This is a genomic window from Ruegeria sp. CDSC051 (assembly GCF_059610665.1).
The window spans coordinates 380656-397329 of sequence record NZ_JBXWOC010000005.1 but is presented as its reverse complement, the minus strand read 5'-3'; the positions used below and the strand labels follow the sequence as shown (position 1 = coordinate 397329).

Genomic DNA, 16674 nt, shown 5'->3' with positions numbered 1-16674 from the left:
TCGACAACGCATACGGAGACCGAAACCTCATCTGCACATGCCCACCAATGGACGCTTACGAAGAAGCCGCAGAGTAAACAGACGACAACCAGATCAGCCCCCGCTCTGGCCAGGGGCTGATCCATCCCGGGCCATATGCCTTTGCCTGTGGCCCAGGCTTTTCAGCGGGGGAGACATGAAGCATTGCATCTTCGAAAATGACCAAGCCTATCTGGCTGAGCCAACCTCTGCTGCGTTCGTGCGAACCCACAACATCGATGTGATCGTGCGCGATAGTAGTGCATTTGCCTCGGCCGAGATGATCAGGGAATTTTATCATGCCCTGAGCGACCTGACCGGCGACCATTCCTATGTCGTTAATCTGCGTTTGGCTGGTGCGGGGTCCGTAGGAGGACCGCAGTACTGGACCGGAAGAGCGGCTGTTTTCTGGGGCGATTTTTCGGATTGTTGGACGTTGTCCGACGCCGAAAGAACATGGGTCTCACAAGTTCTGAACCTTTCGCCACGGACCGTTCTTGTCGGTGGTGCCGTGCTTGTGCTGGCCCAGATTGGACTGTCGGAAAAAACAGTCGCGGCCATTCACCCCAACTTCGATGCAGCAGCGCGTGAAGCAGGTTTGACCAACTGTGGTACAGGCACATATCTGGCGGCGCGCGGGCGCACGCATAGCGCGACGACACGTCTGAGTACGCTGCGTTTGTTGGCGGATTTTGTTTCGTTGGACCATGGTGAGAATATGGCAGATAACCTACGCGGGTTTATCGGCCTGTCCGAGCCCAAGCGGGACTGCGAAAGCCAGCTTGCCAATCGCTTGATCCATCGTGCGGGCGGGGATCACCTGGTTATGTCAGCGGTTGAGGCAATGCTGAATCATGTCGAAGAGCCACTCAGGATCACGGATCTTTCGAACATGGTCGGCACTTCAACCCGGCAGCTTCAGAGACGGTTTCTGAACAAGACGGGGGCAAAGCTTTTGGCCACATACCGAGAATTGCGTTTGGAACGTGCGCATAGCCTGCTGCGGTTTACGGATTTGCCACAAATCGAGATTGCCACCGCCACAGGGTTTTCGTCTACAACGTCACTGAAACGTGCTTTTCGAGACCAGTACAAGACGATGCCGGAAGATATCCGCAGCCTCCGCTTTTCCGGTGGAATGGCGGATCGGGGGCTGGTGAACTGACAGCTCGTGCAGTGTGCCGATTAGGGCGCACGCATTTGAAATCTAAATCCGCTGTGGTTGGCGAATCGAAAAAAGCCTGATCAGACCGAATGCAGGGCAGACCGATATTCGGGCTCAGTATGATCCTTTAAGTCTTTGAAACGCGGATTTCTGCATCCGGATTCTGATTCTGTTCTGCAACATTCTCGTGATTGCTGCAATTCCGTCCCTTTTCTGCCGGAATCGTCACTGATAAACCCTTGGCCATCGGGCAGTGATTTGTTGAGGGGTACGGGCGGTAAAATGAATACCGGGGTAAACGGTCGTGTTGCCATTTCATGGTCGCAGACAGAGATTGATGGGCTAGAGGCGGCGCCTCTGGCATTTTTAAATGTAGGGTCGGCCTGGTCCTGGCGCGGTCAGGCATCGATGCTGGCAGGCAGCGCTGAAGTTGTCGGGCGTAAAAACGCATTTGCATCAGGTACAATCGGGCGCGTTATTCCTGCCACGACTTTTTCGGATAATGTCGTCGGAACGCTCGAGCTTATGAACGGGGCGCAACGGTTTTCAGCGTTACTGGTCGTTTCCGATGATGATGAAAGCCCGTCGCTGGTGTTTGAAAGCGGCTGTCCTTCACGCGATCAGGAATTCTGGATCAGCGCATATACTCAGATCAAGCATCAGAGTGGTGAAGTTGCAGAGCAGGACGGAACTGTCGTCGCGTTTCATCGTAAGGCCACTCAGTTCCAGTACACTGGTGTCGCGAACCTACGCGCAACTGTAAACGGTGCCACTTTAGCGGAGTAAATCCCGTTAGTGGTGCCGTCTTTGAATCAAATTTCAGAAAGTTTCGGTTCCTTCCGTTCGGCATGTTGACTCTGCCAGCGCTACGGATATAAGCGCGGCTTCATTGGTGTTGGTGGCCCCCGCAAGGGGAGGCCTGTCATGAGGGAAACCTCAAGAGGACAACGCCCTTCATAGTGGCCTATCAGGGCCTCGACCTTAAGAAGGAGATCAGCCGTGACCAAACGCACGTCTGCCAAGTACAAAATCGACCGCCGGATGGGCGAAAACATCTGGGGTCGTCCGAAATCCCCGGTCAACCGTCGTGAATACGGCCCTGGTCAGCACGGTCAGCGCCGGAAAGGCAAACTGTCTGACTTCGGTCTGCAGCTGCGTGCCAAGCAGAAGCTGAAGGGCTACTATGGCGACCTGACCGAAAAGCAGTTCCGCCGCATCTATGCCGAAGCTGTTCGTGTCAACGGCGATACCGGTGAAAACCTGATTGGTCTGCTGGAACGCCGTCTGGACGCCGTTGTCTATCGCGCCAAATTCGTCGCGACCGTGTTCGCCGCGCGTCAGTTCGTGAACCACGGCCACGTCACAGTGAACGGCAAGCGGGTCAACATCCCCAGCTACCGTGTCAAAGAAGGCGACGTCATCGAAGTACGTGACAAGTCCAAGCAACTGGCCGTTGTTCTTGAAGCTGCTGCTCTGGCCGAGCGTGATGTTCCTGATTACATCGACGCCGACCACTCGAAAATGACCGCGACTTTCGTGCGCGCACCAGGTCTGGGCGATGTGCCTTACCCTGTCATGATGGAACCGAACCTGGTTGTCGAATTCTACGCGAAGAACTAATCTTCGCCGAAATCGAAATTCGAAAGGCCGCGCGGTTGCGCGGCCTTTTTCGTTTTAGGGGACTCTGCCCCCAATCACGACCAGCCGCGATGCCCCCCGAGCAATTTTTTTGGCCAAATAAAGAGCAGATCAGATTGGCAAGGGTCGTCCTTCTGCAATTGCCTCCATCGCGAAATATGAGGTTACGCTGTCCAGCTCGACTTTTTCGATGAGGCGTTGATAGACCTTGTCGTACGAAGCCATATCCTGCGTAACAACCTTGAGCTGATAGTCGTAGTCGCCGCCAATGCGGTGGAAGTCCACGACCTCTGGTATCGTCAGAACATGCCTGCGAAAGGCCTGTAACCACTCGGCCGAGTGGTGCCGCGTACGCAGCATGACGAAGACTACAAGGCTTAGCCCTAGTTTTTCGCGCGCGATTTGCGCCGTCGATCCGATGATGACGCCCTGATCATTCAGGGCCTTCAGCCGACGCCAGCAGGCGTTTTGCGACAGCCCGATGCGGTCGGCCAGTTCTCGTTGGGACAGCGTAGCGTCGGTTTGCAATTCACGCAGCAGGCGGTGGTCAATATGATCTAGATTTTTTGACATTCCAAATCATATGACACATGATTTATGAAAACCATCTAAAAATATGCATTATATACACAACACATATCAATCATATTTGTTGGGAAACTTCGGAGTCCATATAATGACACTTTCCCAATTTCGTTCTGACATTGAAGCTGCTGTTCGTAGCGACACGTTGCGCGATGGCTTAATCGGCGAGAATGTTATGATCCCGGGGCTGCGCGGGGACATACCTTTGGTTTACGCGGATTATGTTGCGTCGGGCCGCGCATTGAAGCAGGTCGAGGATTTTGTGGCCGCGCATGTGTTGCCGTTTTATGCCAACAGCCACACCGAGGCGTCTTATTGCGGGGCCTACATGACCCGACTGCGCCGCGAGGCCCGTGCGGAAATCTCCCGGATTGTTGGCGCCGGGGAAAATGATGCGGTGATCTTTACGGGATCGGGCGCTACAGCGGGTCTCAACCGGCTGGTCAACCTGTTGGGGATCGAGGCTGCTGCGCGACCAGTGGTTTTGATCGGCCCATATGAGCACCATTCGAACATCCTGCCGTGGCGGGAAAGCAAAGCGCTGGTGATTGAAATCCCCGAAGCACCCGAAGGGGGTGTCGATCTGTCGGCTTTAGAGCGTGCCTTGGCGGAAAACGCGGATGCGGATCTGATCGTCGGATCATTTTCGGCCGCTTCGAATGTGACGGGCATAATCACTGATCCCGACCCGGTTACGCGGCTGCTCAAGGCTAATGGTGCTGTAGCGGTTTGGGATTATGCGGGCGGTGGGCCTTATCTGCCAATGGAAATGGGCCCGGCGGATGCGCGCAAGGATGCGATCGTGGTCTCTCCTCATAAATTTGCCGGTGGACCCGGCGCGTCTGGTGTATTGATCGTCAATCAAAACGTTGTGCAGCGAACATGCCCCAGCTGGCCCGGTGGTGGCACTGTGAGTTTCGTGTCCCCTTGGGGGCATGACTACAGCGCCGATCTTGCAACGCGCGAAGAGGCGGGAACGCCGAATGTCATAGGCGACATCCGTGCCGCGTTGGCTTTCATGGTCAAGGATGCGGTTGGCGCAGACGAAATCGCAAGGCGCGAGGCGCTTTATAACCAGATGGCATTGGAAGGGTGGGGAGATAACCCAGGTCTGACCTTGTTGGGCGCGGACAATCCACATCGGTTGCCGATTTTTTCCTTTCTTGTTCATGACAGTAAAGGTCAGCCGGTGCACCAGCAGTTATTCACCCGGATGCTGAGTGATGTTTATGGCATTCAAGCGCGGGGCGGGTGTGCTTGTGCAGGGCCCTATGCCCATCGGTTGCTGGGTATTGATCGTGCAGCCTCGGAGCAGTTGCATGCGGCGCTTGGTGCTGGTGAAGAGTTGAAAAAACCCGGTTGGGTGCGTCTGAACTTTTCATATCTGATGTCCCAAGAGACTGTCCGCTTCATCATCGACAGCGTCAATGACCTTTCCCGGCGGACCGAAGAATTTACCCCCTTTTACGACGCCGACCCGGCGACAGCCCGCTTCAAGGCGGCATAAGGGAATTGCCGCTTTTCTCAACGCTTTGAGACGGGTATGAGGGGCTTCTAAATACGGAGCCTCTTATGACCCAGATCACCCCTCAACCCGGCATTATGGACATCGCGCTTTATCAGGGCGGCCAGTCGAAGGTGGCGGGGGTCGACCATGTGATCAAGTTGAGCTCGAACGAAAACCCCTTTGGCCCTAGCCCCAAAGCGATCGAAGCAGTGCGTGACAGTGCGGCCACCCTGAACCGGTATCCCAGTACAGATCACGCCAGTCTGCGTATGGCCATTGGCGAACGCCACGGGCTGGACCCGGCGCGAATTATCTGCGGCGTGGGCAGTGACGAGGTGCTGCAATTCGTGGCACAGGCTTATGCCGGTCCGGGGGATGAGGTTATCTATACCGAACACGGATTTTCGATGTACCCGATCATCGCTCGGATGGCGGGGGCAACTCCGGTGATGGTGCCTGAAACCGATCGTCACGTGGATGTGGACAACATTCTTGCCGCTGTGACTGACCAGACCCGGATCGTGTTCGTGACCAATCCGGGCAATCCGACATCGACCATGATCCCCGAGGCTGATCTTATCCGACTGGCCGAAAGCTTGCCGCAGACCTGTCTGATGGTGATTGATGGCGCCTATGCCGAGTTTGTCGAAGGGTTCGACGGAGGCCGCGCTCTGGTGGATCGGTTCGAGAATGTGATCATGACGCGGACCTTTTCCAAGATCTATGGACTGGGTGGGATGCGGGTCGGTTGGGGCTATGCGGCGCAAGAGATCATTGATGTGCTGAACCGGGTGCGCCAGCCCTTCAACCTGTCGCTGACTGCGTTGGCCGCTGCCGAAGCCGCCATAAAGGACGAAGAGTACCTGACCTTTTGCCACAGCGAAAATGCACGCTTGCGGGTTTGGCTTTCGGCCCAGTTGTCCAAAATCGGCGTATCTTCGGATGCGTCCAGCACTAATTTTATTCTCGCCCGCTTTAAGGATCAGGCCGAGGCCGAAGCGTGCGACGATTACCTCAAGACACAGGGTTTGATCGTGCGCCGCGTGGCGGGATATAACCTGCCAAATGCTCTTCGGATCACGGTTGGGGACGAGGAGGCTTGTCGCCGTGTCGTTGCGGCCATAACCGCTTTCAAAGGGGGCGCCGCATGAGCCAGGTATATGACCGCGTTGCGCTGATCGGGTTGGGCCTGATCGCATCGTCGATGTTCTGGGCGATTAAACGTGCTGGATTGGCCGCCGAAGTAACCGGCTATGCCCGGTCCGAGGCCACGCGCGACACCGCGCGCAAGATTGGCCTATGCGACCGGATCTGTGACACCGCGCAAGAGGCCGTTGAGGGTGCAGACCTTGTAGTTCTGTGCGTGCCTGTTGGCGCGATGGGCGCGGTAGCGCAGGAGATTGCGCCTGCCCTGAAGTCGGGCGCGACCGTGTCAGATGTGGGTTCGGTCAAGCGGCATGTCATTCAGGATGTCTCGCCTCACATCCCGCAGGGCGTTCATTTCATCCCCGCGCATCCGCTGGCCGGGACCGAGCATTCCGGCCCTGAATCCGGATTTGCCGAGCTGTTCGATAATCGGTGGTGCCTATTGGTGCCGGTAGAGGGCTCGGACCCGGAGGCCGTTGCGCGCCTGCGCTCATTGTGGACGGGTTTGGGTTCGAATGTTGATGAGATGGATGCCGATCACCATGATCTGGTTCTTGCAGTGACATCCCATGCGCCACACCTTATCGCCTATACGATGGTCGGCGTAGCGGATGATCTGCGCCGTGTGACCGATAGCGAGGTCATCAAATACTCGGCCGCGGGCTTTCGGGATTTCACCCGGATCGCGGCCTCGGACCCGACTATGTGGCGCGATGTGTTTCTGACCAACAAGGATGCGACACTGGAAATATTGGGGCGTTTCACCGAAGAGCTCTTCGCCCTGCAACGGGCCATTCGGACCGGGGATGGCGATCAGCTGTTCGACTATTTCACCCGTACACGTGCGATCCGGCGCGGTATCATTGATGCGGGGCAGGATACGGACGCCCCGGATTTCGGTCGTGGGAAGACCAACCCATGAGGCGCGGTTGGAGGGTTCTGTCGATCGGGTGGTTGGCGCTTGGCGCCACAATGGGCAACGCTGCACCATCGGATCAACCAACGATCCCCGGCGACCAACCGGTTCTGGCTTTTGCGGCCCCGGTCAGGATACAGCCAGAGCTGCAGCCGAATACGCTGATACAGCAAGTGCTGTTCAAAAAGCGCAAGCTGCGCAAAACTTCGGTCTGCGGGAATATTGACATCCAGGGCAAGCCGGTGGGTTCTGTTCCCGGCAAGATCAAAGCCTGCGGGATCAAGGAAGCGGTACAGATCACCTCGGTGTCCGGCGTGTTGCTGAGCCGTCCGTCCACCATGGATTGCGGCACGGCGATTGCGTTGAATGAGTGGGTCGATAAAAGCGTGAAGCCCACCTTCAAAAGGCGCGGTCCCGTGGTGGAGCTACAGGTTGCGGCCCACTATGCGTGCCGGACACGCAACAACCGCAAAGGTGCGCGGATATCCGAGCATGGCAAGGGTCGGGCCATAGACATATCAGGTTTCAAGATGGCGAATGGCGAGGTTGTGACCGTTCTGAACGGTTGGCGCAAGAACCCGTCAAAGAAGCAACTGACCAAGATCTGGCGCGCCGCCTGCGGGCCGTTCGGAACGGTACTTGGCCCGAATGCGGACCGGTATCACCGGGATCATTTTCACTTGGACACAGCCCGGTATCGCCGTGGCCCGTACTGCCGTTAACGCAGGATCAACCGCGGGGCCGGACCAAGGGGTAGCGGGCCAAGCGCCACATAGCCCTCACGGAAGTTCAACTGCAGATCCAGCGCATCGGGATTGCCTCCCAGACCGGCCATGAATTTCAGCGCACGCGTTACCGGATCAACGGCCTGATCGGGCAGAGCCCCAGCGGCGTTGGCCATGGCGATCATCTCGCGCCAGTTTTCGGCCTTGATCGAGATCTCGCCTGTTGGGATGCCCTGATCGTCCACATCCAGCTCTCCGGCTGCAAACAAGCGTAGTGCACCCCATTTCATCTCGGCCAGACGCAGGGCGATCCGGGTGGGCTGAGGCCGGCTTTGCTCCAACGCGGATCGGTCCCAGGGTTTGTCAAAGGTGGCGACCATGTCCAATTCCAGCGCATCGAATGTCTGGGGCAGTGTGGTGGCGGAATGCATCATGGCGCGCAGATCATCGCCGGGGGAAAAGCCGTCGATCCGTGCGCTGATCGCATAGGCTTGAGGATTTTCGGTTTGCTCCATCACCAGACCAAGCGTGGTTCCCGCTGCTAGCAAATCAGCATCATTGGCAACGGACCATGGTCCGGCAGTCAGAGACATTTTCTCTAGCATCAGCGCGACACCAGGTTGCAACTGCAGCTCGGCCTGCAGGTCAGCTGCAACGATGGTCGACGTTTGATCGAAATAGGACAGCAGCTGCGGCGTTTCCGCGAAACGCAGAACTTGCCGACCCGGCCAGATCGCGGGGCTTTGGAATTCGATCCAGTCGGCGCTCCAGGCGGTGCCGTTGACCGGGTCGGCCAGTGCGGGGCTGTTCAGTCGGGTGACGTGGTTGAACGGATAGCCTGCTGTGGCTACGTCCGAAAAATCGGCCAGCCAGCCTCTTTCTTGTTGGTTGTCGAACCATGTTGTGATCGCGTTGCGCAATCCATATCCGGCGACGAACCAATAGGCGCTCCAGATCGCAGTGATGAAAATGACTACTCGTATTAGCCCGCGCATTGCTAATGGCCCTTTTTCCCGCCTTGAAATTGATGTTTATAGGCGCAAACGGGCAAGGACCAGTGCTATGACGATGTGGGTTTTCGGATATGGGTCGCTGCTGTGGAATCCCGGCTTTCCCGTGTCCCGCAGCGAACGCGCAACCCTGAATGGATATGCGCGGTCTTTCTGCATGAGTTCGATTCATCACCGCGGAACCGAAGAGAAACCCGGCCTTGTTCTGGCGTTGGATGAACAGCAAGACACCCTGTGCAAAGGTCTGGCCCTCGCCGTCGAAGCAGGCCACGAAGAGCGTACCTTGCATGAACTGCGCGAGCGCGAGCTGATCTCGTCGGCCTATGTCGAAAAGATGCTGGATGTGCATTTGGAAACGGACGAGGTCGTAACGGCAGTCACCTATGTTATCGACGCAGATCACGTGCAGTATTGCGGGGGCATGCCGTTGGAAGACCAGGCGCAGATCATTGCCCATGCTGTTGGCGGGCGTGGTCCAAATACCGAATACCTTTATAACACTGCTGAACATCTGACCGAGATTGGTCTGCGTGATCCCGATCTTGAGTGGTTAGCGCAACGGGTGCGAAGCATTACCTCATAAACCCTTGGCGTCACCGGCAGATTTTCGGTAGATTCGCGTCAGAGCAGAAAAGAACCGGGAAAAACGCGCATGGCGCAGGCACAACAGGGCGCGAGACCGCATTTCTCGCAACCCATTCGTCAGATCGTAACGATGCTTGTGGCGATCGGCCTGGCTGGTATGGGCATCTTCATGGCGCTGCCTTACGTTTTGCCGGTTTTCTATGCAAACCCCTATCTGAACGGTTTTATCCTTCTGGTATTTTTTGTCGGCGTAATTGCCTGTTTTTATCAGGTGACACAGTTGATCGGTTCGGTGCGCTGGATCGAGTCCTTCGTTGGTGGCGTTGTTCATGAGGACGCGCGCACGCCTCAGCTTTTGGCACCGCTGGCGTCGCTGCTGCGGGACCGGGGTGCGCGATCACAGATCAGTTCCAGTTCGACCCGATCTATTTTGGATTCGGTGGCCGAACGGGTCGAGGAAGAGCGTGAGATCACGCGTTATATCACCAATGTTCTGATCTATCTTGGGCTTTTGGGAACGTTTTTTGGTTTGGCCACGACGGTCCCCGCTATTGTCGACACGATCCGCAGTCTCAATCCGCAGGATGGCGAAGAAGGGCTGGCGGTGTTCAATCGCCTGATGGTTGGCCTTGAAACCCAACTGCAGGGAATGGGCGTGGCCTTTGGGTCTTCGTTGCTGGGCCTTGCCGGATCGCTGATTGTGGGGTTGCTGGAACTGTTCGCGGGCCACGGGCAGAACCGGTTTTATCGAGAGCTCGAAGAATGGTTGTCCTCGATCACCCGTGTCGGCTTTGCAGCAGGCGATGACGGCAGCAGCACCGAACTGGCGGTTCTGACACCGGTTCTGGATGCAATGTCCGAACAGATGAACGCCCTGCAGGACTTGTTTTCGGCGCAGGAAACCGACCGGGCCGAGCTGTCGGGCAAGCTGGGGCATCTTGTCGGCGCAATCGGAGATATGAACCAGCGTCAGTCTGAGACCGAGAATGTCACCGCTGCGCTGGAACGTGTCGCACTGGGGCAGGACGCTCTGCTGGATCATCTGCGGGAACAGGGGACCAGCGAAGGAATAGACGCAGAAAGCCGCATGCGCCTGCGCTCGATGGATGTTCAGTTGCTGCGTATCCTCGAAGAAATTTCTGCAGGCCGCCAAGAAAGCATGAGCGAGCTGCGCAAGGACATCGAACTGTTGGTCAAAGCTCTTACATTGCCCAGAGGCGCCGTTCGAACCGCTCCGGAAGGAGAGTAATCCATGGCTCTGTCCCGTCGCACAGGTCAGCGGTTTCAGGGGTCGGTCTGGCCTGGTTTCGTGGATGCGATGACCGGGCTGTTGATGGTTCTGACCTTTGTGTTGACCATCTTCATGGTGGTGCAATTCGTGCTGCGCGAGACGATTTCAGGGCAAGAGGATGAACTGACCGCCCTGTCCGGCGAAGTGGCGGCCCTTGCCGGTGCGCTTGGGTTGGAAGAACGGGAAAACAGCCGCCTTCAGGCCCGGTTAGGGGCGCTGAATGCGACCCTGACGCAGGCCGAGGATGATCTGGCGCAGGCGGAAACCAGGATCACGTCATTCGAAGCACAGGTCGCATCTCTGTTGGCCGATCAGGAGCGGTCGCTGGGGGTTATCGCCTCACTGGAATCTGAGCGTTCGGAATTGCTGAATGAACAAGAGGCCCTGAACCTGGCCCTTGCCCAAAGCCGTGCCGAGGTCGATGCCCAGGCCGAGGCCGCCCGGCTCGATGCTGCCCGCCGCGAAGCGCTTGAAGCGTTGGTGGCGGATCTGGAACAAAATGAGGCCGCGCAGGCCGCATTGGTCACCGAGCTTGAAGGCCAGCTTGACGCCGAAGAGGCCGCGCGCCTGGCCGAAGCTGCGGCGGCCGAAAACCTGCGCAATCGTCTGCAGGACGCGGATGCGGAACTGACCGCTATGACGCTGGCTCTGGAAGCGCAACGCAAGCAAGCCGAAGAAACCCTTACCCTGTTGGCCGCTGCGCAAGCTGCCAAGGCCGAGCTTGAGCGGCAGTTTGGTGAACTTGATAGTCAGGAGTTGCAGGCCCAGCTGCAAGCGGCATTGGCCGCCCAGACCGAGGCCCTGTCAGCGGAACAGATTCAGCGTACATTGGCCGAAGAACGCGCAGCCTTGCTGGCCGTTGCGCGTGAGGCAATCTCTGCCGAGAAAGCCGTTTCAGCAAAGGCGCAGCGTCAGACTGCCTTGCTGAATCAGCAGATGGCAGCCCTGCGCGAGCAGTTGGGTGGATTGCAGGCCTTGCTGGACGATTACGAAGACCGCAACGCCGCCGCTGATATTCGTATTCAAACATTGGGTCAGGATCTGAACGCCGCACTCGCCCGAGCCGCCTCGGAAGAGCGTCGTCGTCGTCTGTTGGAAGAGGCCGAGCGCGCTCGGCTTGAGGCCGAGGCCGAGGCCCTTTCGGGTCAGAACCAAGAACTTACGGCGCAGGCCGAGGATCTTCAGCGATATCGCTCGGAATTCTTCGGCCGGTTGCGCGATGTGCTGGGTAATCAGGAAGGCGTTCGGATCGAAGGCGATCGGTTTGTGTTCTCGTCCGAAGTACTGTTCGATACAGGATCAGCAGTGCTGTCGCCCAAGGGTCAGCTTGAGATCGCCAAGGTGGCCAATATACTGCGCAGTGTCGCGGCTGAAATTCCCGAAGGCCTGAACTGGGTTATTCGCGTGGACGGCCATACCGACAATGTCCCGCTGGCCGGAACTGGCCGCTATCGGGACAACTGGGAGCTTAGCCAGGGACGCGCCTTGTCGGTTGTCCGTTATATGGTCGATGCGCTGGGTATTCCACCGCAACGTCTGGCGGCCAATGGCTTTGGTGAATTCCAACCCTTCAACCCCGCAAACACCCCAGAAGCGCGCGCTCAGAATCGCCGGATCGAATTGAAGCTGACCGAGCGCTGATTGCAGCAAGGAAGGCCCATTGTCAGAGTTGGGTGGTTTTCCGGGCGCCCCTGAGATTTTCTTTTGAGACAGGTGACTCGGCTCGGGCAAGAAAAAAGCCCGGCGTAGAAGCCGGGCTTTGATTTGATGCGCTGCTTTTAATCTGCAGTCAGAAGCGGGGGTTTGTCGCCAGGGATGCGCGGTTGATCGGGGCCAAAAATGTCCAGATCCAGCTCTCCCTTCTTGACCGAGACGCGAACGACACCGCCCTTGGCCAGCTTGCCGAACAGCAGCTCCTCGGCCAGAGGTTTCTTGATGTGTTCCTGAATGACGCGTCCCAATGGGCGTGCGCCCATCTTGTCGTCATAGCCTTTGTCGGCCAGCCATTCGGCGGCTTTTGGCGTCAGGTCGATGGTCACATTGCGGTCCAGTAGCTGTGCTTCAAGCTGCAGCACGAACTTCTCGACCACCTGCAGGATGACCTCTTTCGGCAGCGGCGCGAAGGAAATGACAGCATCAAGACGGTTGCGGAATTCCGGCGTGAACATACGTTCGATCGCGGCGGTATCCTCACCTTCGCGGCGGTCGCGGGCAAAGCCGATGGCCGCCTTTGCCTGTTCTTGCGCCCCCGCATTCGAGGTCATGATCAGCACCACGTTGCGGAAGTTCACCGTGCGACCATTGTGGTCGGTCAGCTCTCCGTGGTCCATCACTTGCAGCAGGATGTTGAACACGTCCGGGTGGGCTTTTTCGATCTCATCCAGCAGCAGAACGCAATGCGGATGCTGGTCGACACCATCAGTCAGCAAACCGCCTTGGTCGAACCCGACATAGCCCGGAGGCGCACCGATCAGGCGGCTGACCGCGTGTTTTTCCATGTATTCCGACATATCAAAACGCAGCAGTTCCACTCCCAGCGTATCCGCCAGCTGTTTCGCGACTTCGGTCTTTCCCACACCGGTTGGGCCAGCAAACAGATAGTTGCCGATGGGCTTTTCCGGCTCGCGCAGACCGGCGCGCGCCAGTTTGATGGCGCTGGAGAGCGCCTCTATCGCCACGTCTTGTCCGAAGACCACCCGTTTGAGCGACTTTTCAAGGTCTTTCAGAACCTCGGCATCGTCCTTGGTGACGTTCTTGGGTGGAATCCGGGCGATCTTGGCAACAACGGCCTCAATCTCTTTGACACCGATGGTCTTGCGGCGCTTGCTTTCAGCAACCAGATGCTGGGCTGCACCGGCTTCGTCAATCACGTCGATCGCCTTGTCGGGCAGCTTGCGGTCATTGATGTAGCGTGCTGACAACTCGACCGCGGTTTTAATCGCGTCGGCTGTATATTTGATCTCGTGATGCTTTTCGAAATAGGGCTTCAGACCGCGCAGGATTTTCACGCTGTCTTCAACCGAAGGCTCATTCACATCGATTTTCTGGAACCTGCGGCTCAGCGCGCGATCCTTTTCGAAATGCTGGCGAAACTCTTTGTAGGTGGTCGAACCCATAGTGCGCAGTTTTCCACCCTGCAGGGCCGGCTTCAGCAGGTTCGAGGCATCCATTGCCCCGCCCGAGGTGGCACCGGCACCGATGACGGTGTGGATTTCATCAATGAACAGAACCGCGTCTGGGTGATCCTCAAGCTCGGTCACGACCGCTTTCAGGCGTTCTTCGAAATCACCGCGATAGCGGGTGCCCGCCAGCAATGCACCCATATCCAGCGAATAGATGGTGGTTTCTGACAGGACATCGGGGGCCTCGCCAGAAATGATCTTAAATGCCAGTCCCTCTGCAATTGCGGTTTTGCCAACGCCCGGATCACCGACTAGAAGCGGGTTGTTCTTGCGCCGGCGGCATAACACCTGAATGCAGCGCTCAACCTCATCAGCACGACCGATCAGCGGGTCGATATCGCCCGCGCGCGATTTCGCGTTCAGGTCGATGCAGTATTTCCCCAGCGCGCTTTCTTTTTGCTCGCCATCGGCAGTGCTGGCCGGAGATTCCTCTTCCGCCTGATCCGCGCCCGATACCGAACGGCTTTCGCCGTAGGCCGGGTCCTTGGCCACACCATGGGCGATGAAATTCACCGCATCGTACCGGGTCATATCCTGTTCCTGCAGGAAATAGGCTGCGTTGCTTTCGCGTTCGGCAAAGATTGCGACCAGAACATTCGCCCCGGTCACTTCGGTCCGGCCCGAACTTTGAACATGGATCGCAGCGCGCTGGATCACACGTTGGAAAGCGGCTGTCGGTACAGCCTCGGACCCGTCAATATCGGTGACAAGGTTCGAAAGGTCTTCGTCGATGAATTCCACCAGAGTGCTGCGCAACTCGTCAAGATCGACGCTGCAGGCTTTCATCACGCGGATCGCATCGGGCTCTTCCAACAATGCCAGAAGCAGATGCTCCAGCGTTGCGAATTCATGTCGCCGTTCATTCGCAGCCGCCAGGGCCGCGTGGATGGCTTGTTCTAGTGTGCTCGAGAATGAAGGCACGCGGGTGCTCCTCTGTCTTGGGTCAGAAGGGGGCGGGCTGAAGGCCGGATCCCCATCCCAACCATGTCCTCATACTATTAGAGTTTGGTTGATCAGAGCCCGGCTTCAAGGGTTTTCTTGCTCTTGACAGTCACATTTGTTGTGACCGTGGCTGTGAAGTAGGTGAAATAGGTATCAAAACCGATCTTTTCTAGCCCTGATTTCAGCAAAAATTTTGGCTGGTTCGGCGCCTGCCATACCCAGATGCGCCTGAATCGCCGGGTCAGCAGCGCGCAGGAAGGGGTTAGTGGCCTTTTCCAACGCCAGAGTGGAGGGAACTGTAGGCTGTTGGGCGGCTCGGGTGCTGTCAATTTCTGCGACGCGTTTCTGCAGCGCAGAATTTCCTGGATCGACGGTGAGAGCGAATTTGGCGTTGGACTGCGTGTATTCGTGCCCCGAACAAACCAGCGTGTCATCCGGCAAGGCGCTCAGTTTACACAGCGATTCCCACATCTGCGGTGCGGTGCCTTCAAACAGGCGTCCACAACCCATTGCCATCAGGCTGTCGGCGGTAAAGACCACCGCGCTTTGCGGCATGTGAAAGGCGATATGACCAAGAGTATGCCCCGAAACGTCCAGAACAAGGACGGGTTCCCCGCCGATTTCAAAACTGTCGCCGTCATTGACCTGTTGATCCAAGGGTGGCAGGCGATGTGCGTCGGCTGCCGCGCCGATCACCGTCGCCGGGTGCTGTTCCAAAATGGCCGGCAACCCGTCTACGTGGTCGAAATGGTGATGCGTGAGCAACACATGAGACAAGCCCCAGCCACGTCGTTCCAGTTCTGACAGAATCGGGCCGCTTTCGGGCGCGTCGATTAATGCGGTGTTGCCGCTAACCGCGTCATGCGCCAGAAATGCGTAGTTATCGCTGAGACATGGGATAGTGACGATCTCAAGAGGCATGGCCTTTTGCCCTTTCGTTGCTAGACTGCGCTCAGCTAATCCGATTGGCCAGGTGTCCGCAATGCATCTTGATGTGCAGGATCTGAGGAATTTCTACTACCGCAGCACTCTTGGTCGTGCAGCGCAGGCGGCCATTCGTGGGCGAATGATTGATCTGTGGCCCGAGGCCAAAGGTCAAACCGTCGTAGGGTTTGGCTTTGCTGTGCCGTTGTTGCGGCCCTACCTGAAAGATGCGCGTCGCGTCATCGGGCTGATGCCCGGGCCGCAGGGGGTGATGCCCTGGCCTGCGGGAATGCCCAACGTATCTGTTTTGACGGAAGAGACCTTGTGGCCGATTGAAACGGGCCATGTGGACAAGCTGGTGGTGATGCATGGACTTGAAACGTCACAACGTCCCGCCGAATTGCTGGCGGAATGCTGGCGTGTGCTTGGTCCCGGTGGACGGGCGCTTTTTATCGTACCGAACCGTGCGGGGCTGTGGTCACGGACCGATCGAACGCCATTTGGATTCGGGCGCCCTTATTCTGCCTCGCAGTTGGAAAGCCAGCTAAGAGCGCATCACTTTATGACGGATAACTATTGTTCCGCCTTGTATTTGCCTCCGTCCTTCCGTCGGTTCTGGTTGAAATCCGGCAGCCTGATAGAGAAAACTGGCCAGCGCTTGCCGACGATCATGGCAGGCGGCGTTCTGATGGTTGAGGCGACAAAGCAAATCAGACCGCCCAGCGGAACCGTCACCAAAGCGACAGGGCGCCGTCAGATCAAGGCGCTGGATGGCCTGCTCAAGCCAGCCTAGCGCAACGCCGGTACTAGCTTCCATCATAAGGCCGAAACACGCGAAAATGGCTGCAGGAATCGCAAAACCTTGCGGTTTGGTAACATTTTTCACCCTCATCAGCCGTATAAAAGGGTCGCACCCAAGCTAAGTATCTGAAATAGAACGCTTTGTGGATAAGGTGCCCATGGTGATAATATGTTGCTAGCTGGGTTTACCTCTGCTACATCCCCGTTGATTTTGATCCCCGGCCTTATGGACGGGGTTT

Annotated in this window: 15 protein-coding genes; 11 read left to right on the top strand and 4 right to left on the bottom strand. The window is 57.3% G+C overall.

The features are described 5' to 3' along the window. Window positions 1-175 precede the first annotated feature (175 nt). From AC2FH0_RS14660 to rpsD, 3 genes are all read left to right on the top strand, one after another. Window positions 176-1183, top strand: coding sequence for a helix-turn-helix domain-containing protein (locus AC2FH0_RS14660; RefSeq protein ID WP_496789671.1), 1008 nt, complete (start codon window positions 176-178; stop codon window positions 1181-1183). Between the two features lie 282 nt (window positions 1184-1465). Continuing rightward, window positions 1466-1969 carry a hypothetical protein gene (locus tag AC2FH0_RS14655; RefSeq protein WP_282021538.1) on the top strand — a complete coding sequence of 168 codons (504 nt, stop codon included), beginning with the start codon at window positions 1466-1468 and terminating at the stop codon, window positions 1967-1969. 213 nt (window positions 1970-2182) lie between these two features. After that, a complete protein-coding gene (gene rpsD, locus AC2FH0_RS14650; RefSeq protein WP_058279997.1) occupies window positions 2183-2803 on the top strand; it encodes a 30S ribosomal protein S4 in 621 nt (206 codons plus the stop codon). Window positions 2804-2932: 129 nt separating this feature from the next. Here rpsD and AC2FH0_RS14645 read toward each other — a convergent pair whose 3' ends face one another. Then, the gene (locus tag AC2FH0_RS14645; protein WP_142636466.1) at window positions 2933-3394 is read right to left on the bottom strand and encodes an Lrp/AsnC family transcriptional regulator; all 462 of its coding nucleotides are present in this window, start codon (window positions 3392-3394) and stop codon (window positions 2933-2935) included. A gap of 103 nt (window positions 3395-3497) precedes the next feature. Here AC2FH0_RS14645 and AC2FH0_RS14640 point away from each other — a divergent pair, with 103 nt between their 5' ends. The 4 genes from AC2FH0_RS14640 (at window position 3498) to AC2FH0_RS14625 (ending at window position 7697) form a co-directional block, all read left to right on the top strand. Beyond that, complete coding sequence (locus AC2FH0_RS14640) at window positions 3498-4913, top strand: aminotransferase class V-fold PLP-dependent enzyme (protein ID WP_496789670.1); 1416 nt, start codon at window positions 3498-3500, stop codon at window positions 4911-4913. 65 nt (window positions 4914-4978) lie between these two features. Continuing rightward, a complete protein-coding gene (gene hisC, locus AC2FH0_RS14635; RefSeq protein WP_142636470.1) occupies window positions 4979-6064 on the top strand; it encodes a histidinol-phosphate transaminase in 1086 nt (361 codons plus the stop codon). Beyond that, window positions 6061-6981 (top strand): prephenate/arogenate dehydrogenase family protein, encoded by a 921-nt coding sequence (locus tag AC2FH0_RS14630; protein WP_496708681.1) that lies wholly within the window; start codon window positions 6061-6063, stop codon window positions 6979-6981. Before hisC ends, AC2FH0_RS14630 begins: the two co-directional genes overlap by 4 nt. Then, window positions 6978-7697 carry an extensin-like domain-containing protein gene (locus tag AC2FH0_RS14625; RefSeq protein ID WP_496789668.1) on the top strand — a complete coding sequence of 240 codons (720 nt, stop codon included), beginning with the start codon at window positions 6978-6980 and terminating at the stop codon, window positions 7695-7697. The genes AC2FH0_RS14630 and AC2FH0_RS14625 overlap by 4 nt, the downstream gene beginning before the upstream one ends. Here AC2FH0_RS14625 and AC2FH0_RS14620 read toward each other — a convergent pair. Then, the gene (locus tag AC2FH0_RS14620) at window positions 7694-8695 is read right to left on the bottom strand and encodes a DUF2125 domain-containing protein (RefSeq protein WP_496691029.1); all 1002 of its coding nucleotides are present in this window, start codon (window positions 8693-8695) and stop codon (window positions 7694-7696) included. The two genes, AC2FH0_RS14625 and AC2FH0_RS14620, sit on opposite strands and share 4 nt — an antisense overlap. 67 nt (window positions 8696-8762) lie before the next feature. On the opposite strand from AC2FH0_RS14620, the gene AC2FH0_RS14615 reads away from it, so the two are divergent. The 3 genes from AC2FH0_RS14615 to AC2FH0_RS14605 all read left to right on the top strand — a co-directional run bounded on the left by AC2FH0_RS14615 (window position 8763) and on the right by AC2FH0_RS14605 (window position 12227). Next, window positions 8763-9293, top strand: a complete 531-nt coding sequence (locus tag AC2FH0_RS14615; RefSeq protein WP_496691028.1) for a gamma-glutamylcyclotransferase — start codon at window positions 8763-8765, stop codon at window positions 9291-9293. Between the two features lie 69 nt (window positions 9294-9362). Then, the gene (locus tag AC2FH0_RS14610; RefSeq protein ID WP_282021534.1) at window positions 9363-10544 is read left to right on the top strand and encodes a biopolymer transporter ExbB; all 1182 of its coding nucleotides are present in this window, start codon (window positions 9363-9365) and stop codon (window positions 10542-10544) included. Window positions 10545-10547: 3 nt separating this feature from the next. After that, window positions 10548-12227, top strand: coding sequence for a peptidoglycan -binding protein (locus tag AC2FH0_RS14605; protein WP_496789667.1), 1680 nt, complete (start codon window positions 10548-10550; stop codon window positions 12225-12227). A 137-nt stretch (window positions 12228-12364) separates the two neighbouring features. On the opposite strand, the gene clpA is transcribed toward AC2FH0_RS14605, so the two are convergent. Both clpA and gloB read right to left on the bottom strand, forming a co-directional pair. Continuing rightward, entirely contained in the window at window positions 12365-14689 is a 2325-nt protein-coding gene (gene clpA / locus AC2FH0_RS14600; RefSeq protein ID WP_496693892.1) for an ATP-dependent Clp protease ATP-binding subunit ClpA, read from the bottom strand. A gap of 174 nt (window positions 14690-14863) precedes the next feature. Further along, window positions 14864-15631: a hydroxyacylglutathione hydrolase gene (gloB, locus tag AC2FH0_RS14595; protein WP_271949161.1), complete on the bottom strand. Its 768-nt coding sequence runs from the start codon at window positions 15629-15631 to the stop codon at window positions 14864-14866. Window positions 15632-15692: 61 nt separating this feature from the next. Between gloB and AC2FH0_RS14590 the strand changes: the two genes are divergently transcribed. Then, window positions 15693-16427: a class I SAM-dependent methyltransferase gene (locus AC2FH0_RS14590; RefSeq protein ID WP_142636487.1), complete on the top strand. Its 735-nt coding sequence runs from the start codon at window positions 15693-15695 to the stop codon at window positions 16425-16427. The last annotated feature ends 247 nt before the right edge of the window (window positions 16428-16674 follow it).